Here is a 25924-nt window from a genome sequence, read left to right as displayed (position 1 = left end):
AAGCCGACGACGATCAATAAAGCTATCTCGTGGATTGATAGGTTTTTTCTATCAGAGCTCCTCGTCCCGCACGAGCACTCTCGCTTCGTGCAGCAGGGCCGAAACGAGCGGGGTGAAGGGCTCCCGATAGGGTGCGACGAGGCCAACCAGATGGTGGGCTTCCGGTTCGACAATCGGAATCATCCGGATCTCCACCGGAAAACCAAATGATTTCGCCACGTTGCGCGGCATGATGCTCGCCCAGCGTCCGGTTCTGACATGCGAGAACAGCACGATCATCGAATTGGATTCGAGCGTCGGATGCACAGTGGCGCCGGCTTCCGTCAGATGCCGGTTGATGATGCGGCGGTTCTGCATGTCGGCGGTCAATAGACAAAGCCGAAGATCGCCGACCTCCTTCCAGGTCACATTGTCGCGATCGGACAGCGGGCTGCCTGCAGCAGTGATCAGATGATAGCGCTCGGCATAGAGCGGAACACTGGTGACCCGGCCGAGCGGCTCGTTTTCGAGATAGGTGATGCCGGCGTCGATTTCGAGATTTTCGAGCATGCTCAGCACCTGCAGCGAGTTCCGCGAGACGATCGAGAAGGTCACTCCCGGATGTCGTTCCTGAAAGGGCGTGGTGATGCGCGAAAGCATGGCGAGCGCCGTCGGAATGGCGGCAAGGCGAATATGGCCGGAAAGTCCGCGGCGGGCCGCGCGCATCTCCTCGCGCATGGTGCGGGCATCGCCGACGATGCGCCGGGCCCATTCCAGGACGCGCTGGCCCTCCGGCGTCAGCCCCTGAAAGCGCGAGCCGCGCTGCACCAGCATGACACCAAGCTGATCCTCGAGCTGCCGGATCGCGGCTGAAAGCGTCGGCTGGGAAACCCCGCACTCCTCCGCGGCGCGGCCGAAATGCTTTTCGTTGGCAAGGGCGATGAAAAATTCCAGCTTGTCGATCATCCGGTCTCCCGATCCGGCGCGAAATCATCCGGATCAGCTATCTTCGACGCAGCAACCGTGCTCCGCAAGGGCGGGTCCTAATTGTTTTCAGCAGCCGGAAAAAGATCGAACAGCGATTCAAGGAAGGCAAGCACGTTTGTATTGCCGATACGGTAATAGACCAGCCTGCCCTGACGGCGCGTATTGACGAGACCTTCGAGCCTCAAACGCGCGAGCTGCTGCGAGACCATTGCCTGCTGAATGCCGAGGATGTTTTCGATTTCACTCACCGTCCGCTCCTCGGTCGCGAGTATGCAAAGAATCAGAAGTCGGGTCTGGTGCGCCAGCGCCTTCAGCAGATCGCTCGCCTCACGAGCGTTTCCAGCGAGTTTGTGCAGTTCCTGACCGGACATTCCCGGCTCGGGCTTGGGCAATGGCATTCGACATCTCGGAAGGGAAGCAAAAGGCAGATCAGCACAATAGCATATTCGCACACACGAATTTGCCAAAAGTGATGAAATGTCAAAAAAGGTCTAACTAAATCAGCAGATAAGCTGGCCGCCATTGATCTCGAGGACCTGGCCGGTAATGTATCCGGAGAGCGAGGGCGCCGCCAGAAACAGATAGGCGGGCGCGCAATCCTCCGCTGTGCCCAGCCGCTGCAAGGGAATAGACTTTCTCGTCTGCTCCAGCTTTTCGGGGGAGGAATAGCGCTCGTGGAAATCCGTCTCGATCGTTCCGGGCGAGACACAATTGACGCGGATGCCATCCGGCGCCAGCTCGCGGGCAAGCGCCTTGGAATAGGTTGAAACGAAGGCTTTCGAGGCAGAATAAATCGAAGAACCGGGGCTGCCGCCGGTCAGCGCGGAAATTGAAACGGTGTTGACGATGGCAGCGCCTTCCGCCGCCTTCAATGCCGGCAGCAACGCACGCGTCAGCGCCACCACCGACGTCTGGTTCAAACGCACAATCGCCTCATAATCTGCGTCAGTCAGTGTGGCAGCTGGAAAACGGCCGAGCATAGTGCCGGCGTTGTTGACGAGCACATGCACCTTGTCGAAAAAGGTAAGCGCATTTTCGGCAAATTGCGCAGCGCCGCCAGCGGCAGTGAAATCGGCGTGCAGCAACAGCGCCCGTCTTTCGGATTCAGCCGTCAGCAGAAAATCCGGCAGATCGCGCCCCGGTTTGCGTCCGGTATGGACGATCACCTTCGCGCCGCAGTCCAGGAACTGCCGGGCCACTTCGAGACCGATGCCCCGCCCGGCGCCGGTTACGATGACATTGCGATTCTCGAATAGTCTCGGATGGAACACGAAGCCGTCCTCCTCGCGGACAATGCCGCCTGTTGCGCCATTCGCCCTTAACATATGAGCGCGCCGGCCGAAAGAAAGGCAGGCATCATCTTTCCGCCAGAGGCTGGCGCTCTTCCCTGAAAGTTCATACTTCGATTTCTGTCTCCAGCAGCCGTGCGCCTGGCCCTTCCTCGCCGAGCTGATCGAAGGGATTGCGCAACGGACAGCTTTCGATCGACAGGCAACCGCAGCCGATGCAGCCGGTCAGACGGTCTCGCAGCAGGCTCAGCCGTCTGATTCGCGTGTCGAGTTCATCCTTCCAGCGCGCCGACAGCGTCTGCCAGTCGGCAATCGTCGGCGTGCGCCCCTGCGGCAGGGAGGCAAATGCCGTCTGGATTTCCGAAAGCGGAATGCCGACACGTTGCGCCACCTTGATGATGCCGAGCCGGCGAAGGACATCGCGTCCGTAGCGCCGCTGGTTGCCGCGCGTGCGGATACTCGAGATCAGCCCCTTGGCCTCATAGAAATGCAGCGCCGAGACGGCAAGACCACTGCGTTGCGCCACTTCGCCGACCGTCAGAAGCCTGCCGAGCGGCGTTGCAGAAATCCTATTCATGGCCTATTGACCTCAATATTAGTTGAGGTTTTATAACCGCTGCTTCCCCGGCCGTAAAGCACGAGGCGCAGGAAGGAGCGTCAGTGAGATCATCCGGTCGATACAAGCTGAAATGATGGTGTCGGCGCTTGCCCGCGCCCGCACCAATCGCCCCTGCCGATATTGCCGCCTGAAAGACAAGCGCTCGGGTTCCGTTCCCGGCAGGTACGGAACCTCGGAAAACACCCGGACAGGACCTCCGTCCGGGTGTTTTTTATCAGCGCCCCATCCGACCGGGCGGACGGGTTTGCAATTTTGCGGTTGCGGCAAGAAAACCCCGATGATAGTTTTCGCCGAAATAACAGGGGAGCTCCGTGTCGCCGGGGCTGAGATGTGAGGCGCAAGCCTCCGGACCCTTCTAAGCTGATCTGGGTAATGCCAGCGGAGCGAGGTCCAAATGTATTCCGGCGCGCAAGTGTCACTCTACCGGACGTCCGGCAATTCCGTCGGCATCCCTATCGATGCCCTCGACAGGTTTGCGCGAACGGCCCGGCGAAACCCTGAAATCGAACGCCGATGACATCGCCACGACCATCGGATTCGCGCCTTGCGACGCTCTATCTCGCCGTGTACCGGGCAATGCCCGCCTTGCTCGCAGGCTTTGCTTTTCTGGCGGCATGGGAACTCTATGTCGATCTTTCCGGCATCAAACCGTCCATTCTGCCGGCACCTTCGCGTATCCTCGTCCAGGGCTGGCTGAACCGAGAGGGGCTGATATCAAACACCTGGCCGACGCTCGGCGCGACACTCGGCGGTTTCGCCCTGTCGCTCGCCTTCGCCTTCGCCTCTTCGATCCTGATGGATTTCATGCCCTTCATGCGCCGGGCAATGCTGCCGATCTTCATCGCCAGCCAGACTTTGCCGCTGGTGGCGATCGCGCCTCTCGTCGTCCTCTGGTTCGGTTTCGGCCTTTTGCCGAAGATATTGCTGGTGGCGCTCGTCACCTTCTTTCCGCTGCTTGTTGCCCTGCTTCAGGGCTATGAGGCGACCGATCGCGACATTGCCGAGCTCTTGAATTCGATGAAAGCGAGCCGCTGGCGCATTTTCCGCCTGGCGCGGTTTCCCTCGTCGCTGCCCTATTTCTTTGCCGGCCTTCGAATCTCGATCACCTATGCGGTCGTCGGCGCGATCTTTGCCGAATATGCCGGCGCTGCAAGCGGCCTCGGCATTTATATCCTCAACGCCAAGAACAATTTCCGTCCCGATCTCGTGCTCGCCGCCGTGATCGTCAGCGCTCTGCTGACGCTCTGCCTCTTCGCGCTGACGCTGGTTATCCAGCGTTTCGTCATGCCTTGGCAGCCATCTCAGGAGCGGCGCCGATGACCGGTCAGATGCTTGAGCTGCGCAACATCTCGAAGTCCTTCGACGGCATGAAAGTTCTAGACGACATTTCGCTCGCCGTCGCAGACGGCGAGTTCGTCTCGATCGTCGGCCCATCCGGCTCCGGAAAATCGACCGTGCTGAGACTGCTGACACAGGCGCTGCGACCCGATTCCGGCGCCATGCTTTTCAACGGCGCAGCGCTGGAACAGACGCCGCATTCCTTTGCCTTCATGCCGCAACGCGATGCGCTGATGCCCTGGCGCCGGATCATCGATAATGCCGCGCTCGGTCTGGAAGTGAAGGGCATGGCTCGCCGGGCTGCACGCGCCGCTGTCGCGCCCCTCTTCGAGCGGTTCGGCCTTGCCGGCTTCGAGCATCACTACCCCGCCTCTCTTTCCGGCGGCATGCGCCAACGTGCTGCGCTGCTGCGCACCGTCATCCAGGAGCAGGACATGCTGCTGCTCGACGAGCCCTTCGGCGCGCTCGATGCGCTGACCCGCACGCAGATCCAGGAGTGGCTGCAAGGCATGTGGACCGAACATCGCTGGACGGCGCTGCTGATCACCCACGATGTTCGCGAGGCCGTTTTCCTCTCCGACCGGATCTACGTGCTGTCTGCCCGTCCGGCACGTGTCATCCGCGAATTCCGCGTTCCCCTGCCCCGCCCGAGAAGCATTGCCGATCTCGGTTCGCCGGCGGCCCAGGCGATCGAGACCGAAATCCTGCAAACCCTGCTTCATCCGCCAGAACAGGGTGGTTTTAGGCCGGTCGGCCCAAAATCTGAATCCTGTTCCAATTTAAAGAGTTAGAGTCTGATGTCGTTCGAAAACCGTACTTTTCGGCGTCATGCTCTAAAGACCTGAGGAGGTCACCATGCCGCTTCTCACCCGCCGCCAGACGATGCTCGCCGCCATCGCGACAAGCCTCGCCGGCCGCGTCGCCTTCGCTCAATCGGCGCCCGCAAAGGTTCGTATCGCGCTCGACTGGACGCCCAACACCAATCACATCGGCATCTACGTCGCCAAGGCGAAGGGCTTCTACGCGGCCGCCGGCCTCGATGTCGAAATTCTACCCTTTACCGACACGAGTGCCGGCACGCTGGTATCAAACGGGGTCGCCGATTTCGGCATCAGTAGCGAGATCGAGGCCCTGACGCAGCGTGCTGGCGGCGGTGACGTGAAGATGGTCTACGGCGTCGTCCAGACGGAAACCGCACGCCTGATCTTCAAGGGCGGGCGGGACGACATCAAGAGCCCTAGAGATCTCGATGGCAAGACCTATGGAGGCTTCGGCGGCACTTGGGAAAGCGCGCTGGTCTCGGCGATGATCCGCAATGACGGCGGCAAGGGCGACGTCAAGACCGTCACCCTTGGCACCTCCGCCTATGAGGCGCTGGACAATGGCTCGATTGACTTCACGCTGGAGATCTACACCTGGGAGGGCATCGCCGCTGAGCTGGAAAATCGGCAGATCAGCCGCTTCCACTATTCCGATTACGGCATTCCCGACGAGCAGACGACAGTCATCGTTTCCAGTGACGCCTATCTCTCTGCCAGTCGAGAACACGCGCGCGCCTTCATCCAGGCCACGCGTCAAGGCTACGTCTACTCCATCGATCATCCCGACGAAGCCTGCGACCTGCTGATATCAGGAAGTAACGGTGCGCTGATGAACACGGAACTGGTAAGAGCATCTCAGAAGGCGTTGATCGAAGGCCATTTCCTGAGATCCGAGTCCGGCGTGATCGGCACGCTTGATCCGGCAAAGGCCGATGCCATCGGCGCTTTCCTGGTCGAGAACGGCATTCTCGTCGATGCGAATGGCGTCGTGCTCAAGGAGAAGCCGGACTTTTCCACCTATTACACCAACGAACTCCTCGGCTGAGCTCGCCCCGGGCCTTGCCGAGGCGGTCTTCCCAGGCAATGCTTTGCGCCTGGGCGGTTTGAGCCGAATCGGGCAGGGCGGGGAACGACATGCGAGCACAGGACAGACTGGCCGGAGCCGACTTTCTGCGCGCAATGGCCTGCTTGTTGGTGCTCGCGCACCATCTCGCGCTCCGGCTGGATATGCGCAGAATTCCGGATGAATTTGCGGCAACGGCAAACGTTCTCCGCTTCGGCAATTTCGGCGTCGCCATCTTCTTCGTGCTCAGCGGCTTTCTGCTTGCCCGCCCCTTCTGGCACGCTCTCGACGCCGGCGGCGCCATGCCCACCCTTGGGCACTACGTCATCCGCAGGTTGGCGCGCATCGCTCCGGGCTTCTGGGTCGCCACCAGCGTCAGCTTCGTCCTTAGCCTGACGCTGCTTGCCCTGCCGCTGACGCCGGAACTCGTCGTCCGCTACGTCTCGGGACTGTTGTTCATGAGCCAGTGGCATTGGCGCACGTTTTTTCCCGTCGAAGCCGATGGACCGCTCTGGTCCATTCCCTTCGAGGTCACCAGCTATGTGCTCCTCCCGGTCGGCTTTTTCGTGCTGTTTCGCTTGCCGCTGCTGCGGCAACGTCCGTTCTTCGCCCGCGCCGCCTGGCTCTGCGTCATTGCCGTGGTCCTTCTTGCCCATCTGATGATCCTGAGGCTCTTTGCGCTCGACGATATCGGTCGCGGCTGGGCATATGGCCTTCAGGGTGGAGCGAAGGAATGGATGCCCAACTATAATCCGATCGGCTTCTTTGCTGTCTTCGCGCTCGGCGCGCTTGCCGCCGGCATCGAAGTGATGTTGCCCGCAAGACGATCTCCCTGGTTCGACGCCGCGGCACTCCTCGCCGTCGCGGTTGCCGCTTACCGCCTCCTCATATCCCCAGGCGGCTCGGCCGAAGGTTACGGTTGGCTTGACATCCCCTATGGATTTCCGGTCTTCCCACTGGCCGTTGCAACAGCGCTCGTTTCACTCAACCATTCGCAGCGTCTGGGCAGACTGCTTGATAACCCCCCCGTCCGCTACATCGCCAAGATCTCCTTCGGCATTTACATCTGGCAGGAGATCATCCTGACATTGATCCAGAGACTGGACCCCGGCTCGTTCGGCGCCTCCTCCGAGAATGTGGTCACCGGCTGGCTGCAATCCTGCACACTGACAGCGGCGCTCGTTTTTCTGGTGGCAAGCCTCAGTTATTATCTGTTGGAACGACCAGTAATCGATTTTGGCAATCGCCTGACATCGCGCCGCCTGATCGGGCTACTCCTTTAGAAGTATAATTTCGGACGCCGCTCAACTAGAGGCATTAAGGTTAACGCGAAATACTCCCATTTTTGGCGTCTTTATGCTTACCGATTTCTTATTTATAACGATGACAAACCATACGTAAGCATGTATCTGTCTCCCCGCTGTTCAGTATCGCATCTAAACTTCTGGGCATTGAGTAATGTATGCTTTTACTTCGAAGATAAGTTCACGCTTCGATTCGTCTCAGCGTCAGAACAAAATCCGGACCCTGGTTGTAGCGAACTCCAACATTCGCCAACCGGACAGCTTTTCCGGTGTCGAAGGGAGGGCGGCTCTGCGATTGGCCGTAAAGCGGCTGATTGATATCGTCATCTCGGCCAGCGCTCTGCTCGTACTGGCGCCGCTTTTCCTGGCAATCGCTCTTTTCATCAAACTCGACGATGGAGGCCCCGTATTCTTCCGCCAGATCCGTTGGGGCCTGAACGGGCGGAAGATCACCGTCTTCAAGTTCCGCTCGATGCACATCGAAGCTTGCGATCCCAGCGGCATTCAGCAGACCGTCAAGGGCGACAGCCGGGTGACCGGCTTCGGCGCTATGCTCCGCAGGACCAACATTGACGAGCTGCCGCAGCTTCTGAACGTCCTCAGGGGCGACATGTCCCTGGTCGGGCCGCGCTGCCATGCCATCAACATGCGCGCAGCCGGCCGGCTCTACGAAGAATTGGTGCCGAACTACCACCATCGTCACGTCATGCGCCCCGGCATCACCGGCCTCGCGCAGACACGCGGCTGGCGCGGGCCGACCGCACGGCCGCTGCAAGCCCGGGCCCGGATCGCCTGCGATATCTATTATGTCAGGCATTTCAGTCTGCTGCTCGACCTGAAAATCCTGTTCAAGACGCTGGTCATCGAGCTGCGCGGCGGCACCGGCTTCTAGGGCAATTCCAGGAAAAGTATGGAACGGTTTTCCGTTCGGAATCGCGTAAAACGAAATCTTAGGGCGATTCTGCGCTTCGGTGAAAACCTGAACCGCTCTCGAACCCTCCTGGTTGGTCCATAGCGTCGCGCGCGCAAAAGTGCGACACTGCGAAAAGGACATCAGCCAAACGAAGCGCTAAAGCGCGAGAAGCAAGTCAGCAACGCGAGTATCAAGGGCCGTAGCACCTTTGCGCGCCCTGAAGACGCGCGGCGCTGCAAATGTGGCCTCTCGGTCATGAGCCGGACAAAAGCGGTTTTGAATGCCCGCTCTTTTTCAAATCTTTGATGAGGCGCTTCAAGTTCCCTCGCAGAAAACAAAAAAGCGGCCTCGCGGGCCGCCTTTCATCGAAGCCGTCGATTGGTCAATCCTGCTGGACGATGCCGCTAAGATGCGTCAGTTCCATGATGAAATGCTCGAGCTTCGACTTGTGCTCGTGCAACTCGGCATGTTCGAGTTCCTTGCGGGCTGCCTCGATGCGACGGGTCAGTTCGTCCTTATGGAGTTCCTCGACTGGAACGGCGGACTCTGCCAGCAACGTGCAGCCGGTCGGCAGAATGTCGGCAAAGCCGCCGAACACGACATAGTCCTGCTTCTTCCCAGAAGCTGAACGCACGCTCACGACACCCGGCTTGACCGTCGTCATCGTCGGCGCATGGTGCGCCATCACGGTCATCTCGCCCTCAGTCGCGGGAATGACGACCTCGGTCACCATCTCCGACAGCAGCAGACGCTCCGGCGAAACGAGCTCAAAGTTGAAATTGTCAGCCATCAGTGACTTACCTTCTCGGCTATGGCTTTTGCATCTTGCAATTTGGTCCCGCAGAACGGGCAGTGCAGTATCGCCTGGTCGAGATATCCGAGACCTTCTTCGGTCTGAACCAGTCCCACGACCATCATGATCACGCCGTTATCGGCACGGTAGATGGTCGGCGCGGCTGGCTCTGGGAGTTCCGCTACGACCCCTTTCAGGGAGTCGCAGCAGAATATCTCGTCCTTAGCGTCGCTCATCAAGCAGCAGCGAGCTTCTTGGCCTTTTCGATGGCTTCATCGATCGAACCGACCATGTAGAAGGCAGCTTCAGGCAGGTTGTCGTATTCACCGTTGACGAGGCCCTTGAAGCCCTTGATCGTGTCTTCGAGGGCAACCAGCTTGCCCGGCGAGCCGGTGAAGACTTCGGCGACGAAGAAGGGCTGCGACAGGAAGCGCTCGATCTTGCGGGCGCGGGCGACGGCCAGCTTGTCTTCTTCAGACAGTTCGTCCATGCCGAGGATGGCGATGATGTCCTGCAGGGCCTTGTAGCGCTGCAGCGTAGACTGAACCTTACGAGCGACCTCGTAGTGCTCTTCGCCGACGACCATCGGGTCGAGCATGCGCGAGGTGGAGTCGAGCGGGTCGACGGCCGGGTAGATACCCTTTTCAGCGATCGAGCGCGACAGAACGGTCGTTGCGTCCAAGTGGGCGAACGAGGTTGCCGGTGCCGGGTCGGTCAAGTCGTCGGCCGGAACGTAAATGGCCTGAACCGAGGTGATCGAGCCGGTCGTCGTCGTGGTGATGCGTTCCTGCATCGAGCCCATGTCGGTTGCGAGCGTCGGCTGATAACCCACGGCCGAAGGAATACGGCCGAGCAGAGCCGACACTTCCGAGCCTGCCTGCGTGAAGCGGAAGATGTTGTCGACGAAGAACAGAACGTCCTGGCCCTGGTCGCGGAAGTGTTCTGCAACTGTCAAACCCGTCAGAGCGACGCGAGCGCGGGCGCCCGGCGGTTCGTTCATCTGACCGTAAACGAGCGCAGCCTTGGAGCCTTCGCCACCACCATGCTTGTTGACGCCCGATTCGATCATTTCATGGTAGAGGTCGTTGCCTTCGCGGGTACGCTCACCCACGCCTGCGAAGACCGAGTAACCACCGTGCGCCTTGGCGACGTTGTTGATCAGCTCCATGATGAGAACGGTCTTGCCGACGCCGGCACCGCCGAACAGGCCGATCTTGCCGCCCTTTGCGTAAGGAGCGAGAAGGTCGACGACCTTGATGCCGGTGACGAGGATCTGCGCTTCCGTGGACTGCTCGACGTAAGCCGGAGCGTCCTGGTGGATGGCGCGCCTGTGAGCGGTGGTCAGCGGGCCTGCTTCATCGACCGGCTCGCCGATGACGTTCATGATACGGCCGAGCGTTTCGTCGCCGACGGGAACCGAGATCGGAGCGCCGGTATCGATGACCTGCTGGCCGCGAACGAGGCCTTCGCTCGAGTCCATCGCGATGGTGCGGACTTCGTTTTCGCCCAGATGCTGAGCGACTTCGAGAACCAGGCGGACGCCGTTGTTGTCGGTTTCAAGCGCGTTCAAAATCGCCGGCAGTTCGCCTTCGAAAGCAACGTCGACGACGGCGCCGATAACCTGGGTGACTTTGCCGACAGAGCGGGTAGCTGCCTCAGCCATATTCTTACCCTCTTTCCCTAACTCAGAGCGCTTCCGCGCCCGAAATGATTTCAATCAATTCCTTGGTGATCTGAGCCTGACGCTGACGGTTGTAGCTCAGCGTCAGCTTGTTGATCATCTCACCGGCATTGCGCGTCGCATTGTCCATCGCGCTCATCTTGGCGCCCATCTCGCCCGCGACGTTCTCAAGGAGAGCACGGAAGATCTGGACGGAGATATTGCGCGGGATCAGGTCGTCGAGGATCGACGCCGGATCCGGCTCGTATTCATAGACGGCGCCTGCATGTTCTGCATCCTGGGCGACGGCTTCCGGAGCCTTGGCCGGGATGAGTTGCTGGGCGGTCGGAACCTGTGAGATGACCGACTTGAACTCGGAGTAGAACAGCGTGCAGATGTCGAACTCGCCGGCCTCGTACATCTCGATGACGCGCTTTCCGATCTGGTCGGCATTCTCGAAACCGATCTTCTTGACTTCGCGCAGTTCCTTGCGCTCGATGATCAGCGATGCATATTCACGCCGCAGGATATCGTAGCCCTTCTTGCCGACGGTGAAGATCTTCACCGTCTTGCCCTCGGCAAGCAGCCTGCGGACATGGTCGCGCGCAAAGCGAGCAATCTGCGAGTTGAAACCGCCGCAAAGACCGCGTTCGGCCGTGCAGACCACCAGCAGATGGACCTGGTCCTTGCCGGTGCCGGTCATCAGCGCCGGCGCGCCATCCGCCTCGGTGACGGCCTTGGCAATGTTCGCCAGAACCGCACCCATGCGCTGCGAATAGGGCCGGGCGGCCTCGGCCGCCTCCTGCGCACGCCGAAGCTTCGCCGCGGCGACCATCTTCATCGCCTTGGTGATCTTCTGCGTCGCCTTGACGGAGGCGATCCGGTTTTTCAGATCCTTAAGTGAAGGCATCCGTTATCCGTCCTAACTGGGCCCGATTACTGGAAAGACTTGGCGAAGCTATCGAGAGCAGCGGTGAGCTTGCCCCGAGTATCGTCGCTGATTGCCTTTTCCGTGCGGATCGCGTCGAGGATGGCTGAGCCTTCCGAGCGCAGATAGGACAGCAGGCCCTGTTCGAACTTGCCGACCTGAGCGACCGGCAGCTTGTCGAGGTAGCCATTGACGCCTGCGAAAATCACGGCGACCTGCTCTTCCGTCTTCAGCGGCGAGAACTGCGGCTGCTTCAGGAGTTCGGTCAGGCGTGCACCGCGGTTCAACAGGCGCTGCGTCGCAGCGTCGAGGTCCGAACCGAACTGGGCGAATGCGGCCATTTCGCGATACTGGGCGAGCTCGCCCTTGATCGAGCCGGCAACCTGCTTCATCGCCTTGATCTGGGCCGAGGAACCGACGCGGGAAACCGACAGACCGACGTTAACGGCCGGGCGGATACCCTGGTAGAACAGGTCGGTTTCAAGGAAGATCTGGCCGTCGGTGATCGAGATCACGTTGGTCGGAATGAAGGCCGAAACGTCGTTGCCCTGCGTTTCGATGACAGGCAGAGCGGTCAGCGAACCGGCGCCCTTATCGTCGTTCATCTTTGCAGCGCGCTCGAGCAGGCGCGAGTGCAGGTAGAAAACGTCGCCCGGATAGGCTTCGCGGCCCGGCGGGCGGCGCAGCAGCAGCGACATCTGACGGTAGGCGACAGCCTGCTTGGATAGGTCGTCATAGCCGATCAGGGCGTGCTGAGCGTTGTCGCGGAAGTATTCGCCCATTGCGCAACCTGCGAACGGAGCGAGGAACTGCATCGGAGCCGGATCGGAAGCGGTCGCGGCGACGATGATCGAGTATTTCAGGGCGCCGCGCTCTTCGAGAACCTTGACGAACTGGGCAACCGTCGAGCGCTTCTGGCCGACGGCGACGTAGACGCAGTAGAGCTTGTCGTTGTCGGGGCCGTTGTCGTGGATTGGCTTCTGGTTCAGGAAGGTGTCGAGCAGGATGGCGGTCTTGCCGGTCTGGCGGTCGCCGATGACGAGCTCGCGCTGGCCGCGGCCGACGGGGATCAGAGCGTCGATGGCCTTGAGGCCGGTCGACATCGGCTCGTGAACCGACTTGCGCGGAATGATGCCTGGAGCCTTGACGTCAACGCGCGCACGGCGGGTCGCGTTGATCGGGCCCTTGCCGTCGATCGGGTTGCCGAGAGCGTCGACGACGCGGCCGAGCAGCTCCGGACCGACCGGCACGTCGACGATGGCGCCGGTGCGCTTGACGGTGTCGCCTTCCTTGATGTCGCGGTCGGAGCCGAAAATAACGACACCAACGTTGTCGGATTCAAGGTTCAGGGCCATGCCGCGGATGCCGCCGGGAAACTCGACCATTTCACCAGCCTGAACATTGTCCAGACCGTAAACGCGAGCGATACCGTCACCGACGGAGAGAACCTGGCCGACTTCCGAGACTTCTGCCTCTTTGCCGAAATTTTTGATCTGGTCTTTGAGAATTGCGGAAATTTCCGCGGCGCGGATATCCATCAGCCGACCTCTTTCAATGCAAGCTTAAGGGTAGAGAGTTTGGTACGAAGAGACGTATCAATCTGACGGGACCCGACCTTGACGATCAGACCACCAAGAATTGACGGATCAACCGTGACAGCAATTGCCACGTCTTTGCCGGTGACGCCCTTCAGCGCCGCCTTCAATTCATTTTCCTGCTCTGCTGAGAGAGCATGGGCCGAGGTGACCTCGGCAGAAATTTCGCCGCGATGATTGGCGGCGATCAGCCGGAAGGCCTTGATCATGCCGGGCAGAGCGAAGAGGCGGCGGTTGCGCGCCACGACCTTCAGGAAGTTGGCGAAGAAGCCCGAGATGCCGGCCTTTTCACTGATGGCGACGATGGCCTTCAGCTGGTCCTCGGCAGAGAAAACCGGGCTCAGTATGAAGCGCTTCAAATCATCGCTCTCATCCAGCATCGCCTGGAAACGGTCAAGGTCTGCAGTTACGGTAGCGACGGCACCCTCTTCGAGCGCCAGCTCGAAAAGCGACGAGGCATAGCGCTCTGCAACACCAGAAGTAAGCTGGGACGTGTCTGCCACTGGCACAAATTTCCCTGATTTCAATCCAAAATCCGGCTCTCGGCGGGCGCCGAACCTATGATCTTGAATTCGTTTTGATTTCCCCCAGAAATCACAAGAGAAGCCTCTTGCTTCTTCCGAAATTCGGGGTCCGTCTAACATAGGATGTTCGGACTCGCAACACGCGTAACGTCCGAATACGCCTTTCGCATGAATTTCTGTTCGCAAAATTGCGCAAAGGCTTCCGGACAGGCCGCGAAGGCGGCCCGCCAGCGGTGAAATTCACGTTTGAATGAAGCCGAAAACATAAAGCAGCGGTAACGCAGCAAGCACGACTTGCACAACCAGAAGTAAATAGTTGACCAGATTGCTCCCCTTATCGGACAGGATCGATATGATCCGCGCAAAGGCAGCCATGCTGAAGGAGGCGCCGAGCGCCATGTAGATCCAATCCTGCGCAAGCAGGATCGCTGAGAGCCCGAAGCCGAGATAGAAGCCGCCCATCGAGCGTCCCTCGCCATATCCTTCCGACCGCCCCTCCTGCACCTGCAAGCCGAGAAGACGGAAAGCATGGCCCGGCGCAAACATCATGATGAAACCGGCCAGCGCCGTGAAAGCGGCAGAGCAGAAGGCGAGTTGCTCGCCGAGTTCGGTCGGAAAATAGAATTCCATGCATCGGCCCCTAATCGCCCGGATGATTCGCTGTTTTATGGCATGCGCTCGAAAAGGAGGAAATGGCGGCGTACTATTTTAAAGAAAGCTCTGGGGATCAATGTCGAGCTGCACCTGCACCGACCCGCGCTCCTTCGGAGATTGCGACAGCATCGCCCGCAGAAATCCCTGCATGTCGGAGTTGCGCCGTCCGTGGACCAAAAGGCGGAAGCGGTGGCGGCCGCGCACCAGGGCAAGCGGCGCTTCCGCCGGGCCGAGCACTGAGATGCCGGAGACCTGGGGTGCTGCGTTGCGCATGCCGCGCGCATGATTTTCCGCGTCTTGGCGCATTTCGGCCGAAACGATGATCGAGGCGAGCCGGCCGAACGGCGGCAATGCTGCACGTTCGCGCTCGGTGATTTCGCGCTCGTAAAAGGCATCGGAGTCGCCGGAAACGATTGCCTGCATGACCGGGTGCTGCGGCTGGTAGGTTTGCAGCAGCCCATGGCTCTTCAGGCCTGTCCGCCCGGCGCGGCCCGTCACCTGCGACAGAAGCTGGAAAGTGCGTTCGGCCGCGCGCGGATCGCCATTGGCAAGACCGAGGTCGGCATCGACGATGCCGACCAGCGTCATCAGCGGAAAATTATGCCCCTTGGCGACGAGCTGGGTGCCGATGACGATATCGGCCTCACCCTTCGCGATCGCATCCAGCTCCAGCCGCAGCCGCTTCACGCCGCCCATCATGTCCGAGGAGAGGACGATCGTCCGCGCCTCAGGGAAATGTCGTTCCACCTCTTCGGCGATGCGCTCGACGCCTGGCCCGCAGGCGACCAGATGGTCGAGCGTCCCGCATTCCGGGCATGCCTCGGGCGTGCGCTCGGCATGACCACATTGATGGCACTGCAACTGCTTGCGGAAGCGATGCTCGACTAGCCAGCTCGAACATTGCGGGCATTGGAAGCGGTGACCGCAGACCCGGCAGAGCGTCAGCGGCGCATAGCCGCGCCGATTGAGAAAGAGCAGCGCCTGCTCCCGCCTCTCCACGGTCTTGCCGATCGCCCGGATCAGCACCGGCGAGAGGAAGCCACCCCGCTCCGGCGCGTGCCTGCGCATATCGATGAGATGTAGATCCGGCAGCGCCGCGTCGCCGAAACGCGTGGGCAGGTGGACAGTGCTGTAGCGGCCGTTCTGTCCGTTGACCTGGCTTTCGACCGATGGTGTCGCAGAGACCAGGATGACGGGAAAATCGCCGATGCGGCCGCGCACGACGGCCATGTCACGGGCATTGTAGAAGACCCGATCTTCCTGCTTGTAAGCGGGATCATGCTCCTCGTCGACGATGATGAGGCCGAGATTCTCGAAAGGCAGGAAGAGCGCCGAGCGGGCGCCGGCCACGACGCGCACTTCGCCGGTCACCGCCTGGCGCCAGACTTTTTCGCGCATGCGCGGGGCGAGATCGGAATGCCATTCGGCCGGCTTTGCTCCGAAGCGATCCTGAAAACGCTCGAGGAAACTGGCCGTCAGCGCGATCTCCGGCAGCAGGATCAGCACCTGCTTGCCACGTTCCAGGGTCTCGGCGATCGCCTCGAAATAGACTTCCGTCTTGCCGGAACCCGTGACGCCATCGATCAGCGACACCGAAAATTCGCCCCTGCGGACGTCGGAGACGATTTCCGCCGCCGCCTCTTTCTGCGGCCCTTCGAGGCGCGCGGCGGCAAAGTCGGGATCCGGCATCGCCACGACTGGCGGCGGCGGCAGGAACACCGTTTCGAAAATGCCGAGCGTGACCAGTCCATCGACCACGCTCGTCGAAACACCGGCCGCATGCGCCAGACCGCTGCGCGTCCAGGAGAGACCGTCGGAGGCGGCCGCGAGCACGCGCGCACGCGCCGGTGTCATCCGCTCAGGTTCGCCGCCGACGAATTTCAGCCCCTCCACCATAGGCTCCGGCTCGAAGGCGTTCGGCGCCCTGAGCGCCATGCGCGCGACGAGACCGGGCGGGGAGAGCGTATAGCTCGCCACCCAATCGATGAAATCCCGCATTTCCTTGGAAAGCGGCGGGCAATCGAAGACATGGCTGATCGGCCGAAGCTTCTTCGGATCGACGCCATCTTCGCCGCCGTCCCAGACGACACCGATCACCTGCCGCGGCCCGAGCGGCACCTGCACGACCGAGCCGGGCTCGACCGCCATGCCCGCAGGCACCGAGTAGGAATAGGGTTTCGGCGCCGGCATCGGCACCAGCACCGGAACCGTTCGGTTCACGGGCGGTGCTTCGAAAAGCGCGCCAAAGAGATCGGACGAATCTATGCTCATCGCGCGAGACCATGCCCGCAAATCGCTGGAATTGGAACCGCAAAGACGCGAGGGCTCGTCGGGGGAGAATGTGGATAACGAAGACGCGCCAAGACGGACCGCGTCTTGACGAAAAGGTTGCGGGGCAAGCAATCGGCCGCCTAGATTTCCGGTAGATTTGTTCGACAGCTGAATCGGAGAGCATGAATGGCCAGACTGACCGAGAATGCCAAAGGCGTCTACGTTATCGCCGTAACTCCCTTTGCCGACGACGGCGCGCTCGATCTCGAAAGCGTCGACTGCATGGTCGATTTCTACGAAGGCGCCGGCGTCACCGGCCTGACAGTGCTCGGCCAGCTCGGCGAGGCCCCGAAGCTGACTGCGGACGAATCGCGGATCGTGGTCGAACGTGTACTGAAGCGCCTCGACGGGCGCCTGCCGGTGGTCGTCGGCGTGTCGGCGCCCGGACTTGCCCCGATGAGGGAACTCGCCAAGGCCGTCATGGGCGAAGGTGCCGCCGGCGTCATGGTTGCGCCGCCGTGGACCATCAGGACCGACGATCAGGCCTTCGCCTTCTACCAGTCGGTTGGTGAAACCCTGGGTGATACGCCTTTCGTGCTGCAGGACTATCCGCTCACGACCAATGTGACGATCGCATCCGCGGTCATCGAGCGCATCGTCAGGGAGGTGCCGAATTGCGTCATGCTCAAACACGAGGATTGGCCTGGCCTGTCGAAAATCACCGCACTCCGCGCAGCCAGCGACACGCGCGGCATGCGGCGCATCTCCATTCTCTGCGGCAATGGAGGGCTTTTCCTGCCCGAAGAAATGGGCCGGGGCGCCGACGGCGCCATGACCGGCTTCTGCTATCCCGAAATGATGGTCGGCGTCGTCGAAGCCTATAGCGCCGGCAATGCTGATCGCGCCTACGAAATCTTCGATGCCTACCTGCCGCTCGCCCGCTATGAACAGCAGCAGGGCATCGGTCTTGCCTGCCGCAAATACGTGCTTGCCAAGCGCGGCGTCATCAAGTCCCCCGCCTTGCGCAAGCCGGGGCTTAGACTTTCAGCGCTCGACATTGCCGATGTCGAGCGGCTTTTGGCCCGCCAGGGCGTCCGCCTCAAGGAGATCGGCGCATGATGGTGTGCGGTCTCGCCTCAACCGCGCAGGTCGAGAACATGGGTGTAGCCATCCTGCTCACTGGGACGAAACTCAAGCGACTCCCAAAATTTCGCCGCACCGTCGTTTCCCGCATGCACGGTGACACAACGGCAGAAGCGCCGCGCGTGATCCAGAAGAGCGAGCGCAAGCATCCGCCCGACGCCGCGACCGCGCATCGCGGGGCGGACGTAGAAACGCCGCATCCGCAGCGCTTCCGGCAGGGTGGGTTCGATGGTCATGCCACCAACGCCAACGAGTGTTTCGCCGGCAAAGGCGCCGAGCAGCCTTTCGCCGTCACCCGCGAAGCGGATGTCGCCAGCTGCCCACTCATCGATAAGCCGGCCGATATGGAGATGGCCTTCCTGCCGGGCGTCGTCCGCAAGTCCCGCCATCGCCTCCGGCAAACGATCACGGAAGATGCGAATATCGATCGTCACGGTTCTAGAAGGCCAGAACCGACATCTGGCGCGGCATCGCCGCAGCCGGCCCGGCGACCGGCACGAAGGTCGCGTCCCCATCGCGGGCCATGTCGTGGACCGTATGTTTCTCCAGCGCCTTCGTCACCTCGTTGACATCGCCATCGAGATGTTCGGCGGGAATGAGATTGCCGATGACGAAATCGAAACGGTCGCCGCGCTTGTTCAAGAGTTCGTGGAAAACCGTCATGTCGCGAAGCTCCGTCGACCACTTCGCCAGCCAGTAGAACAGGCCGGAATTGCGCGCCGTCATGTGGACGGGGAGGATCGGCAGATTGTATTTGCGCGCCAGCCCGACGGCCGACGTTTTCCATGGGCGCTCGTTGAGCTGGCCGTTCGCCCAATAGGCAATGCGGCCGGACGGAAAGAGCACGGTGGCCTTGCCTTCCCGCACAGCGTGGTTCGTCAATTGTAGCGTCTCGCGCGCCTTAAGCTTGCTCTTGTGCTCCTCCCGCCATTCGACGGGGATGACCATCTCGGCAAAACGCGGATTGACGCGGATCGCGTCGCGATTGGCAAAGAACATCATATCGGGCCGGCGCGTTTTCAGCAGATCGAACACGGCGACCCCGTCGGCAATGCCAGTGGGGTGATTGCTGACGAGGATGAAGCCGCCGCTGTCGGGAATGCGTTCGCCGTTGGCGACGCCGATGTCGAGCTTCAGCACGTCGCTCAAATATTCGAACGACTGGAACCCCGGCATCTTGGCAACCGCATTGGCGAATTCGATCGCCTTGTTATAGCGCAGAAGCGTGTAGAGGAACGGTCGCATGACCGGCCAGAGCGGATGTTTCACGATCCTCTGGCCGCGTTCGGCAATCAGCGTATCGACGATGTGACCGGGCTTTCCCTGTGAAACGAGAGCGATCGCTTCCGCGAGTTGTCCGAAAGCCGTCATGGAGTCGCGCCGTGCCATGAAAGATCCTGTCTATGGGCTGTAAGCTATCGCAGTACAATATGATCGAAGGATGACAATGGCTTGGCCGGCATTAGCAATTCGATAACCGTTCCTGCTTCAAATTGGCGGACTTGAAGGCAAATTCAAGGCCAGCAACGTGAATGAACTGCTTGTAATCGCCGACCCGCGCCTGATGGCGGAACGCACTGCGTGGCTCGAAAACCTCGCTCGTGAACGCCGTCTTTCCGAGCATACGCTCGATGCCTATGAGCGCGACACCCGCCAGTTTCTGACCTTCCTGACCGGCCATCTCGCCGGCCCGGCGACCCTCGCGGATATCAGGGAATTGCGCCCCGCCGATTTCCGCGCCTTCCTTGCTGCTCGGCGCAGGCAAGGCTCCGGCGCCCGTTCGCTCGGCCGCAATCTCGCCGGCCTTCGCTCGCTGTTGCGTCACCTGGAAAAGAAGGGCCTGGTCAATGCCGCCGGCGCCGGCGCGATCCGTTCGCCGAAGCAGCCGAAGTCGCTGCCCAAACCGCTGTCGGACACGCAGGCGATCACCATCGTCAGCGATGAAGCCCAATTGCATGACGAACCCTGGATTGCCGCGCGCGATGCGGCTGTCATGACGCTGCTCTACGGCTGCGGCCTACGCATCTCCGAGGCACTGAATCTCGTTCCCGCCGACCTGCAAAAGGGCGCGACGACGCTGCGCATCACCGGCAAAGGCAACAAGACACGGCTGGTGCCGCTTCTGCCCGTGGTTTTCGACGCGGTCGAAAAATATCGCGCACTCTGCCCATATGATCTCGACAGCGACGCGCCGCTGTTTCGCGGCGCCCGCGGCGGCAAGCTGCAGGCGGCGATCATCCAGCGGGCCATGCAGAAGCTACGGGGCGCCTTCGGCCTGCCGGAGACGGCGACGCCGCATGCGCTCCGCCACTCCTTCGCCACCCATCTGCTTGCCGGCGGCGGCGATCTGCGCACCATCCAGGAACTGCTCGGCCACGCCAGCCTTTCGACAACACAGGTCTATACCGGCGTCGATGCATCGCGGCTGCTTGAGGCGTATGATCGAGCCCATCCGCGCGCTTGATGGATGTCGTCCAAAATGCGTAGCGCTTGTGACGACGGCACCCCACATTCGACACGCTCAGCGCCCATGAATTCGGCTCGATGCGATGCGCTAAGTTTTCGTTAACGCATTCTCTTAAAGGATTATGCGTAAGCCGAGCGTAGAGCAGAAGCGATTGGGCATGTGGGGAATACCATGATGACGACTTCGATCAGCCGCCGGGCTTTTTTCCTCGCAGCACCCGGCAATCTGCTGCTCTGGCTGATTGCGGCCTTCCACATGCTGCTTGTAGCAGCCCTGTTTGTCGCCCTCCTGGCCGCAAGGCCGGCGGCGGCCGAAGACGCTGCCTGCACCGGCCGCAATCTGATGGTCGACTTGCAGCAGAGCGACCCCGCCCGATATGCCGAGGCGGTCAAGGAAGCCGAGGCAACGCCGAACGGCAAGGGCATCTTCTGGAAGATCGAAAAGCCTGGACTTGCCCCCTCATGGCTGCTCGGCAGCATGCATGTGACCGATCCCCGTGTGCTTGCTCTGCCACCGCGCGCCCAGGCCGCCCACGACGCAGCCAATACGATCATCATCGAATCCGACGAGATCCTCGATGAACGCAAGGCAACCGCCGCCCTGCTCGCGCGGCCGGAACTGACGATGTTCACCGACGGCACGACGATCGATAAGCTGCTCTCTGCCGAGGATTACAAGCGCCTGGAAGCCGGCCTCAAGCAGCGCGGCATCCCCCTCACCGCCGTCTCCCGCATGCGGCCATGGATGATCGCCAGCGCCGTCGCCCTTCCGGCCTGCGAACTCGCACGCAAGGCCAGAGGCGTGCAGTTTCTCGACCAGAAAATTGCCAGCGACGCCGTTGCTGAAGGCAAGCAGGTCAAGGGGCTGGAAACCCTTGCCGATCAGATCCAGGCCATGGCCGATCTGCCGGTCGAATTCCATATGAAGTCGCTGATCGAGACGCTGGAACTCGGAGCAAAAATGAATGATGTCGTCGAAACGATGACCGATCTCTACCTCTCCGGCGATATCGGCATGACCATGCCGATCCTGAAGACAGTGACGCCGGAGAACGAAGGAGAAAGCAGCGACTATGCTGCCTTCGAACAGCGGGTCATCCTCGATCGAAACAAGGTCATGGCAGAGCGCGCCGCACCCATTCTTGACGGTGGCAACGTCTTCATGGCCGTCGGCGCCCTGCATCTGCCCGGCGAGGGCGGCGTCATCGAATTGCTGCGCAAGCAGGGCTTCACCGTTACCGCCGTGAACTGAACTCGTTTTCGGTCAGCCGAGCGTCATGCGGCGCAGCACATTGCTCTTCCAATAGAACTGATGGACGAGCGCGCCGGCGACGTGGGCGGCGATCAGCCCCCAAAGAATGACCTTCAAGACATCCGCGTGAACGAAACCGGCGGGCTTGATGCCGAAATAGTAAGCGGCGATGCCGGAAAGCGGCAGCACGAAGAGCAGGATATAAAGCCCCGCATGGACGAGCTTTGCCCCTAGATGAAAGATCGCCGGCTCCTGCGAAACCTCAGACGGCACACCCTGCATAAAACGCAGACAGAGCCTGAGGACGGCAAGCAGCAGAATGGCGATGCCGACGTAGGCGTGAATATTCGCCGAGGCAATCTGCTCGGGCGTCGGAACCTCGCCCCTGCGAACGAGGCGGTGCCAGATATTCATCCCGTCGGGAAACAGCAGATTGAAGAAGATCAGCAGCGCCACGGCCCAGTGGAGGAAACGTTGGCTGAGACTGTAACTCAGGATGGACGGCTGCTGCATTCCTGATCTCCCCCGATGCTCGAACTTTGCGATATGAGACAACTAAAACAGCCGCTTGCCTCTCGGCAAGCGGCTGCGCGCTTCATTACGAAGATGTAAGATTACATATGGATCGGCTTGAAGAAAGTCGCGAGTGCAGCCTCCTTGACCGCTTCGGACATCGTCGGATGTGCATGGCAGGTCCGACCGAGATCTTCCGATGAGCCGCCGAATTCCATCAGCACGGCGATCTCGTGGATCATCTCGCCGGCACCGAAGCCGACGATATGGCCGCCGAGCACGCGATCGGTCTCCTTGTCCGCGAGGATCTTGACGAAGCCGTCGGTCGCCAGCATTGCGCGGGCGCGGCCGTTTGCGGTGAACGGAAATTTGCCCACCTTGTAAGCGATGCCCGCCGCCTTCAGTTCCTCCTCGGTCTTACCGACCGAGGCGACCTCCGGCTGGGTATAGACGACGCTCGGAATGACCTCATAATTGACGTGGCCATGCTGACCGGCGAGGATTTCGGCGAGCGCCACACCCTCGTCTTCCGCCTTGTGCGCCAGCATCGGACCCTTCACCACGTCGCCGATCGCATAGATGCCGGCGACATTGGTCTTGAAGTGACCGTCGATCTCGACGCGGCCGCGATTATCGAGCACGACACCTGCCTCTTCCAGGCCGAGGCCTGCGGTATAGGGCTTACGGCCGGTGGCGATCAGCACGACTTCGGCGTCGAGCGTCACCGCGTCACCGCCCTTGACCGGCTCGAATGTGACCTTGGCGCCCTTGCCGCCCTTCTCGACGCCGGTGACCTTGGCACTGAGGTTGAAATCGATGCCCTGCTTGGCAAGCATGCGCTGGAACTGCTTGGAGACTTCGCCGTCCATGCCGCCGAGGATGGTGTCGAGATATTCGACGACGGTGACCTTGGCGCCGAGACGCGACCAGACCGAGCCGAGTTCGAGGCCGATGACGCCGCCGCCGACGACGATCAACGTTTCCGGCACCTTTTCCAGTGCGATGCCGCCGGTGGAGGAAATGATGGTCTTTTCATCGATCTCGACCTGCACGCCGGGAATTCCGGCGACGTCGGAGCCGGTGGCGATGACGATGTTCTTGCCCTCGATCTCCTGCGCCGTTCCATCCTTGGCGGTGACGGAAACCTTGCCGGCCGAAACGATCTTGCCGGTACCCTGGAAAGGGTCGATCTTGTTCTTTTTGAAGAGGAAGGCGACGCCGTCGACATTCGACTTCACCGTCGCGTCCTTGTGCGCCATCATGTTGCCGAGGTTGAGCGTCGGCGCCGGCACGTCGATGCCAAGCGCGCTTAATCCGTGGCCGGCCTGATGGAACATTTCGGAAGCATGGAGCAGCGCCTTCGACGGAATGCAGCCGACGTTCAGGCAGGTGCCGCCATAAGTCGCGCGCTTTTCGACGACGGCGACCTTGAGGCCGAGCTGGGCTGCCTTGACGGCGCAGACATAGCCGCCCGGGCCGGTTCCGATAATGATCACATCATAAGACATTGCTTTTCCCTTTGAATTTATCGTTTAGTCGACTGCGCGCGACAGCGCCAGGCGGAAGCCGAAGGCGACGAGTGCCGCTCCGGTGATGCGGTTGAACCATTTGCCGCTGGCGATGAAGCGGTCACGGATCGCCTGACCGTGAAGAAATAGAAGACGCCGGCAAACAAGGCGACCAGCGCCGTCGCCAGGCCGATGCCGTAGGAAAAACTGGATAAGGACAGGCGTATCGTGATGCACGAGTGTATACTGCATGCTGTTTCTTACCCGTCTTTCTAGCGGCCGCCGCTCACGTTGAGGATCGCGCCGGTGACATAGGAGGCGGAAGGAGAAAGAAGATAGAGGATAGCGTCTGCCACCTCCTCGGCTGTGCCTGGACGCTGCATCGGGACCGACGGCGCCATTTCGCGGGCCCGGTCCGGCAGTCCGCCCGAAGCATGCAGATCGGTTTCGATGATACCGGGTCTGACGGCATTCACACGAATACCTTCGGCTGCGACCTCACGCGCGAGCCCGATGGTGAAGGTATCGATCGCCGCCTTCGAAGCCGCATAATCGACATACTGTGTGGCCGAGCCGAGGATTGCCGCCATCGACGAAACATTGACAATCGCGCCGCCCCGCCCACTATGACGGCTCGACATGCGGCGAACGGCCTCTCCCGCGCACAGATGGAGCCGGTCACATTGACGCGCAGCATCCTTTCGACCCGCTCCATCGACATCTCATCGACCCGCTGCGGATAATCGACAATGCCGGCATTGTTGACCAGCCCGTCGAGCCGGCCGAAATGACGGTCGACCGCCGCAAACATCGCGGCGATATCGGCAGCCTTGCCGACATCGCCCTGGATCGCCACGGCCTCGCCGCCGGCCTCGGTGATCGCCGCAACGACAGCCTCCGCCGCCTGTCGGCTGGAGGCGTAATTCACGGCGACGCGCCAGCCCTGGCGCGCGGCGAGCCGGCAGACCGCGGCGCCAATACCCCGGCTGCCGCCGGTCACGAGAACAACAGGTGCATCACTCATGTCGCACACTCCTTGAAAGTCAGCACGTCCCACGGCGCCACTGAAGCCTTGCCCTCGCCCCAGGCGCTCGATTCACGAATGGCGGGACCAAGGCCGGGAAGCACGAGCTTTTCGGCCGCCGCCGCGCCCTCCGGCTGCAGATTGTCCATCTCGCCCTGGGCATTCATACCGTAGACGGCGCCCTGCCAGACGGTGCATGCATCGAGGTCGGCGCCCGTCGCGTCTCCCTCCGGGCAGTTGAACATCAGGATGCCGATCGCCCGCACCGGATCTTCCGATGGCATCACGTAGCCTTCCATGACGACGGATGCCTCGAGCGCATTGACCTTGAACTGGTTGCTGGCGGCAGCCGAGGGAGAATTCAGCGGTGTAAAACGCAGTTCGTAGGCGCCGTCACGGTCGACGTAAACGGCGTGCTCCTGTTTGCAGTCGGCGGCGAACGCGGCAACCGGAGTGGTGAAAACCGCGGCAGCTGCAATTGCAGCCACGCCTTTCCGCCCTGCCATGATCCCGATCGCCCCGCTCATTGCACCTTCGCCTCTCGCCGTCCATCGGCATTCTCGATAACACCAAAATCCGTCAACAGCACCAATGGACGACCGTCCTTGTCGAGGCCCCAGAAGACAGGATAGACACCGTCGCCCCAGCCGCTCCAGAACACAGCGACGTTGCCCTTCTTGCCGGCAATCGGCCGGTGCAGCGCATAGTGGTTCTTGTTGGCATCGAGGTCCGAAGCCAGCACGTCATCATAATAGTTGATGTCGACGCCCGGTTTCTGCGCCTGGACCTGCGCTTCACGCTCATCGATCAGCGCCAGCGTATCGGCATCCATGTAGCAGCCGATGCCGGCATCGACGGGATAGCCGAAGATCTCGTCATCCTTCAGCATCGCCGGGTCCTGCCCGGGAAGGACAGCTAGCTCCCAATGATCGGGCTTGCCCTCGGCAAACCGCATGCTGGCCGCCGCGATGCGACCGAAGGCCCGGTAGAGCGTCACCGGATAGTCACCCGGCGCAACCGTTCTTGCCAGCGCCGGACGATCCGGCTGAGCAAGCGGATCGGCAGCGACAATGCGCCCCGACGTCAGCTCGACATCGCCCATATGGACCACGTCGATCGACCGGCTGGAGAGTTCGGCATCATCAAACGCCACCAACTCGAAATTGCTGCTGGCCTTGCCGACATCCCAGCCGGCAGCCGATGCGGAGACCGGCGCATGCGCGGCGGCAGCGCAAAGAAGAAGGCGCGCCGCTCGCATGACCCGGTTCCGCATCGAAATG

The 25924-nt window shown here is 61.1% G+C and carries 25 protein-coding genes, 3 pseudogenes and 1 riboswitch; of the genes and pseudogenes, 8 read left to right on the top strand and 20 right to left on the bottom strand.

Annotated features, from left to right (window positions below; all coding sequences use genetic code 11):
* Positions 1-51: 51 nt before the first annotated feature.
* From ACQ7C1_RS20915 to soxR, 4 genes are all read right to left on the bottom strand, one after another.
* Positions 52-945, bottom strand: coding sequence for a LysR family transcriptional regulator (locus tag ACQ7C1_RS20915; RefSeq protein ID WP_085779679.1), 894 nt, complete (start codon positions 943-945; stop codon positions 52-54).
* 77 nt (positions 946-1022) lie between these two features.
* Positions 1023-1364: an ArsR/SmtB family transcription factor gene (locus ACQ7C1_RS20910; protein WP_085779680.1), complete on the bottom strand. Its 342-nt coding sequence runs from the start codon at positions 1362-1364 to the stop codon at positions 1023-1025.
* Between the two features lie 102 nt (positions 1365-1466).
* Positions 1467-2237 (bottom strand): SDR family NAD(P)-dependent oxidoreductase, encoded by a 771-nt coding sequence (locus ACQ7C1_RS20905; protein ID WP_430959680.1) that lies wholly within the window; start codon positions 2235-2237, stop codon positions 1467-1469.
* A gap of 124 nt (positions 2238-2361) precedes the next feature.
* Complete coding sequence (soxR, locus tag ACQ7C1_RS20900; RefSeq protein ID WP_085779681.1) at positions 2362-2832, bottom strand: redox-sensitive transcriptional activator SoxR; 471 nt, start codon at positions 2830-2832, stop codon at positions 2362-2364.
* Between the two features lie 332 nt (positions 2833-3164).
* Positions 3165-3278, top strand: a riboswitch (TPP riboswitch).
* A gap of 109 nt (positions 3279-3387) precedes the next feature.
* On the opposite strand from soxR, the gene ACQ7C1_RS20895 reads away from it, so the two are divergent.
* The 5 genes and pseudogenes from ACQ7C1_RS20895 (at position 3388) to ACQ7C1_RS20875 (ending at position 8292) form a co-directional block, all read left to right on the top strand.
* On the top strand, positions 3388-4194 hold the full coding sequence (locus ACQ7C1_RS20895) for an ABC transporter permease (RefSeq protein ID WP_430959647.1): 807 nt from the start codon (positions 3388-3390) through the stop codon (positions 4192-4194).
* Positions 4191-5003, top strand: coding sequence for an ABC transporter ATP-binding protein (locus ACQ7C1_RS20890; protein ID WP_430959646.1), 813 nt, complete (start codon positions 4191-4193; stop codon positions 5001-5003). The genes ACQ7C1_RS20895 and ACQ7C1_RS20890 overlap by 4 nt, the downstream gene beginning before the upstream one ends.
* A gap of 64 nt (positions 5004-5067) precedes the next feature.
* A complete protein-coding gene (locus ACQ7C1_RS20885) occupies positions 5068-6078 on the top strand; it encodes an ABC transporter substrate-binding protein (RefSeq protein WP_430959645.1) in 1011 nt (336 codons plus the stop codon).
* Positions 6079-6167: 89 nt separating this feature from the next.
* Positions 6168-7387, top strand: a pseudogene (locus ACQ7C1_RS20880) (acyltransferase family protein).
* Between the two features lie 167 nt (positions 7388-7554).
* Positions 7555-8292 carry a sugar transferase gene (locus ACQ7C1_RS20875; RefSeq protein ID WP_085779685.1) on the top strand — a complete coding sequence of 246 codons (738 nt, stop codon included), beginning with the start codon at positions 7555-7557 and terminating at the stop codon, positions 8290-8292.
* A gap of 403 nt (positions 8293-8695) precedes the next feature.
* Here the strand turns inward: ACQ7C1_RS20875 and ACQ7C1_RS20870 are convergent, their stop codons facing one another.
* The 8 genes from ACQ7C1_RS20870 to ACQ7C1_RS20835 form a co-directional block, all read right to left on the bottom strand.
* Positions 8696-9103, bottom strand: coding sequence for a F0F1 ATP synthase subunit epsilon (locus ACQ7C1_RS20870; RefSeq protein WP_085779686.1), 408 nt, complete (start codon positions 9101-9103; stop codon positions 8696-8698).
* Complete coding sequence (locus ACQ7C1_RS20865; protein WP_097598149.1) at positions 9103-9342, bottom strand: hypothetical protein; 240 nt, start codon at positions 9340-9342, stop codon at positions 9103-9105. The genes ACQ7C1_RS20870 and ACQ7C1_RS20865 overlap by 1 nt, the downstream gene beginning before the upstream one ends.
* On the bottom strand, positions 9342-10769 hold the full coding sequence (gene atpD / locus ACQ7C1_RS20860) for a F0F1 ATP synthase subunit beta (protein ID WP_183705101.1): 1428 nt from the start codon (positions 10767-10769) through the stop codon (positions 9342-9344). The genes ACQ7C1_RS20865 and atpD overlap by 1 nt, the downstream gene beginning before the upstream one ends.
* Positions 10770-10791: 22 nt before the next feature.
* On the bottom strand, positions 10792-11676 hold the full coding sequence (locus tag ACQ7C1_RS20855; protein WP_097598151.1) for a F0F1 ATP synthase subunit gamma: 885 nt from the start codon (positions 11674-11676) through the stop codon (positions 10792-10794).
* A 26-nt stretch (positions 11677-11702) separates the two neighbouring features.
* Positions 11703-13232 carry a F0F1 ATP synthase subunit alpha gene (atpA, locus tag ACQ7C1_RS20850; protein WP_008527976.1) on the bottom strand — a complete coding sequence of 510 codons (1530 nt, stop codon included), beginning with the start codon at positions 13230-13232 and terminating at the stop codon, positions 11703-11705.
* On the bottom strand, positions 13232-13798 hold the full coding sequence (locus ACQ7C1_RS20845) for a F0F1 ATP synthase subunit delta (protein WP_085779690.1): 567 nt from the start codon (positions 13796-13798) through the stop codon (positions 13232-13234). The genes atpA and ACQ7C1_RS20845 overlap by 1 nt, the downstream gene beginning before the upstream one ends.
* Before the next feature lie 255 nt (positions 13799-14053).
* Positions 14054-14443, bottom strand: coding sequence for a DUF4345 domain-containing protein (locus ACQ7C1_RS20840; RefSeq protein ID WP_097598153.1), 390 nt, complete (start codon positions 14441-14443; stop codon positions 14054-14056).
* A gap of 78 nt (positions 14444-14521) precedes the next feature.
* The gene (locus tag ACQ7C1_RS20835; RefSeq protein WP_430959644.1) at positions 14522-16738 is read right to left on the bottom strand and encodes a primosomal protein N'; all 2217 of its coding nucleotides are present in this window, start codon (positions 16736-16738) and stop codon (positions 14522-14524) included.
* Positions 16739-16924: 186 nt separating this feature from the next.
* On the opposite strand from ACQ7C1_RS20835, the gene ACQ7C1_RS20830 reads away from it, so the two are divergent.
* Complete coding sequence (locus tag ACQ7C1_RS20830) at positions 16925-17857, top strand: dihydrodipicolinate synthase family protein (RefSeq protein ID WP_430959643.1); 933 nt, start codon at positions 16925-16927, stop codon at positions 17855-17857.
* A 17-nt stretch (positions 17858-17874) separates the two neighbouring features.
* On the opposite strand, the gene ACQ7C1_RS20825 is transcribed toward ACQ7C1_RS20830, so the two are convergent.
* On the bottom strand, positions 17875-18315 hold the full coding sequence (locus ACQ7C1_RS20825) for a GNAT family N-acetyltransferase (RefSeq protein ID WP_430959642.1): 441 nt from the start codon (positions 18313-18315) through the stop codon (positions 17875-17877).
* Positions 18316-18319: 4 nt separating this feature from the next.
* Positions 18320-19270 (bottom strand): GNAT family N-acetyltransferase, encoded by a 951-nt coding sequence (locus ACQ7C1_RS20820; protein WP_430959641.1) that lies wholly within the window; start codon positions 19268-19270, stop codon positions 18320-18322.
* A 139-nt stretch (positions 19271-19409) separates the two neighbouring features.
* Here ACQ7C1_RS20820 and ACQ7C1_RS20815 point away from each other — a divergent pair, with 139 nt between their 5' ends.
* Together ACQ7C1_RS20815 and ACQ7C1_RS20810 are read left to right on the top strand one after the other, a co-directional pair.
* Positions 19410-20345 (top strand): tyrosine recombinase XerC, encoded by a 936-nt coding sequence (locus ACQ7C1_RS20815; protein WP_430959640.1) that lies wholly within the window; start codon positions 19410-19412, stop codon positions 20343-20345.
* A 177-nt stretch (positions 20346-20522) separates the two neighbouring features.
* The gene (locus ACQ7C1_RS20810; protein ID WP_430959679.1) at positions 20523-21599 is read left to right on the top strand and encodes a TraB/GumN family protein; all 1077 of its coding nucleotides are present in this window, start codon (positions 20523-20525) and stop codon (positions 21597-21599) included.
* Positions 21600-21611: 12 nt separating this feature from the next.
* Here ACQ7C1_RS20810 and ACQ7C1_RS20805 read toward each other — a convergent pair whose 3' ends face one another.
* From ACQ7C1_RS20805 to ACQ7C1_RS20780, 6 genes and pseudogenes are all read right to left on the bottom strand, one after another.
* Positions 21612-22112, bottom strand: coding sequence for a cytochrome b (locus ACQ7C1_RS20805; RefSeq protein ID WP_430959639.1), 501 nt, complete (start codon positions 22110-22112; stop codon positions 21612-21614).
* 101 nt (positions 22113-22213) lie between these two features.
* Complete coding sequence (lpdA, locus tag ACQ7C1_RS20800) at positions 22214-23620, bottom strand: dihydrolipoyl dehydrogenase (RefSeq protein ID WP_430959638.1); 1407 nt, start codon at positions 23618-23620, stop codon at positions 22214-22216.
* 24 nt (positions 23621-23644) lie between these two features.
* Positions 23645-23875: pseudogene (locus ACQ7C1_RS20795) on the bottom strand (LysE family translocator); the annotation flags it as partial.
* Between the two features lie 17 nt (positions 23876-23892).
* A pseudogene (locus ACQ7C1_RS20790) lies at positions 23893-24644 on the bottom strand (SDR family oxidoreductase).
* A complete protein-coding gene (locus tag ACQ7C1_RS20785; protein ID WP_097598161.1) occupies positions 24641-25171 on the bottom strand; it encodes a hypothetical protein in 531 nt (176 codons plus the stop codon). Before ACQ7C1_RS20785 ends, ACQ7C1_RS20790 begins: the two are co-directional and overlap by 4 nt.
* Positions 25168-25917, bottom strand: a complete 750-nt coding sequence (locus ACQ7C1_RS20780) for a DUF4241 domain-containing protein (protein ID WP_097598162.1) — start codon at positions 25915-25917, stop codon at positions 25168-25170. The genes ACQ7C1_RS20785 and ACQ7C1_RS20780 overlap by 4 nt, the downstream gene beginning before the upstream one ends.
* Positions 25918-25924 lie beyond the last annotated feature (7 nt).

The organism is Rhizobium sp. Nf11,1 (assembly GCF_050587665.1).
Classification (GTDB): domain Bacteria; phylum Pseudomonadota; class Alphaproteobacteria; order Rhizobiales; family Rhizobiaceae; genus Rhizobium.
Note: the sequence above shows the minus strand (reverse complement) of the source record. Positions and strands in the feature narration are given on the sequence as shown.

Bases quoted from the DNA above. Each gene is read 5' to 3' on its own strand.
- atpD (WP_183705101.1), bottom strand. From the start codon at position 10,769: ATGGCTGAGGCAGCTACCCGCTCTGTCGGCAAAGTCACCCAGGTTATC.
- ACQ7C1_RS20835 (WP_430959644.1), bottom strand. From the start codon at position 16,738: ATGAGCATAGATTCGTCCGATCTCTTTGGCGCGCTTTTCGAAGCACCG.
- ACQ7C1_RS20810 (WP_430959679.1), top strand. From the start codon at position 20,523: ATGACGACTTCGATCAGCCGCCGGGCTTTTTTCCTCGCAGCACCCGGC.
- ACQ7C1_RS20855 (WP_097598151.1), bottom strand. From the start codon at position 11,676: ATGCCTTCACTTAAGGATCTGAAAAACCGGATCGCCTCCGTCAAGGCG.
- ACQ7C1_RS20915 (WP_085779679.1), bottom strand. From the start codon at position 945: ATGATCGACAAGCTGGAATTTTTCATCGCCCTTGCCAACGAAAAGCAT.
- ACQ7C1_RS20780 (WP_097598162.1), bottom strand. From the start codon at position 25,917: ATGCGGAACCGGGTCATGCGAGCGGCGCGCCTTCTTCTTTGCGCTGCC.
- soxR (WP_085779681.1), bottom strand. From the start codon at position 2,832: ATGAATAGGATTTCTGCAACGCCGCTCGGCAGGCTTCTGACGGTCGGC.
- ACQ7C1_RS20910 (WP_085779680.1), bottom strand. From the start codon at position 1,364: ATGCCATTGCCCAAGCCCGAGCCGGGAATGTCCGGTCAGGAACTGCAC.
- ACQ7C1_RS20895 (WP_430959647.1), top strand. From the start codon at position 3,388: ATGACATCGCCACGACCATCGGATTCGCGCCTTGCGACGCTCTATCTC.
- ACQ7C1_RS20785 (WP_097598161.1), bottom strand. From the start codon at position 25,171: ATGAGCGGGGCGATCGGGATCATGGCAGGGCGGAAAGGCGTGGCTGCA.
- ACQ7C1_RS20890 (WP_430959646.1), top strand. From the start codon at position 4,191: ATGACCGGTCAGATGCTTGAGCTGCGCAACATCTCGAAGTCCTTCGAC.
- ACQ7C1_RS20875 (WP_085779685.1), top strand. From the start codon at position 7,555: ATGTATGCTTTTACTTCGAAGATAAGTTCACGCTTCGATTCGTCTCAG.
- ACQ7C1_RS20805 (WP_430959639.1), bottom strand. From the start codon at position 22,112: ATGCAGCAGCCGTCCATCCTGAGTTACAGTCTCAGCCAACGTTTCCTC.
- ACQ7C1_RS20840 (WP_097598153.1), bottom strand. From the start codon at position 14,443: ATGGAATTCTATTTTCCGACCGAACTCGGCGAGCAACTCGCCTTCTGC.
- lpdA (WP_430959638.1), bottom strand. From the start codon at position 23,620: ATGTCTTATGATGTGATCATTATCGGAACCGGCCCGGGCGGCTATGTC.
- ACQ7C1_RS20865 (WP_097598149.1), bottom strand. From the start codon at position 9,342: ATGAGCGACGCTAAGGACGAGATATTCTGCTGCGACTCCCTGAAAGGG.
- ACQ7C1_RS20885 (WP_430959645.1), top strand. From the start codon at position 5,068: ATGCCGCTTCTCACCCGCCGCCAGACGATGCTCGCCGCCATCGCGACA.
- ACQ7C1_RS20870 (WP_085779686.1), bottom strand. From the start codon at position 9,103: ATGGCTGACAATTTCAACTTTGAGCTCGTTTCGCCGGAGCGTCTGCTG.
- ACQ7C1_RS20830 (WP_430959643.1), top strand. From the start codon at position 16,925: ATGGCCAGACTGACCGAGAATGCCAAAGGCGTCTACGTTATCGCCGTA.
- atpA (WP_008527976.1), bottom strand. From the start codon at position 13,232: ATGGATATCCGCGCCGCGGAAATTTCCGCAATTCTCAAAGACCAGATC.
- ACQ7C1_RS20820 (WP_430959641.1), bottom strand. From the start codon at position 19,270: ATGGCACGGCGCGACTCCATGACGGCTTTCGGACAACTCGCGGAAGCG.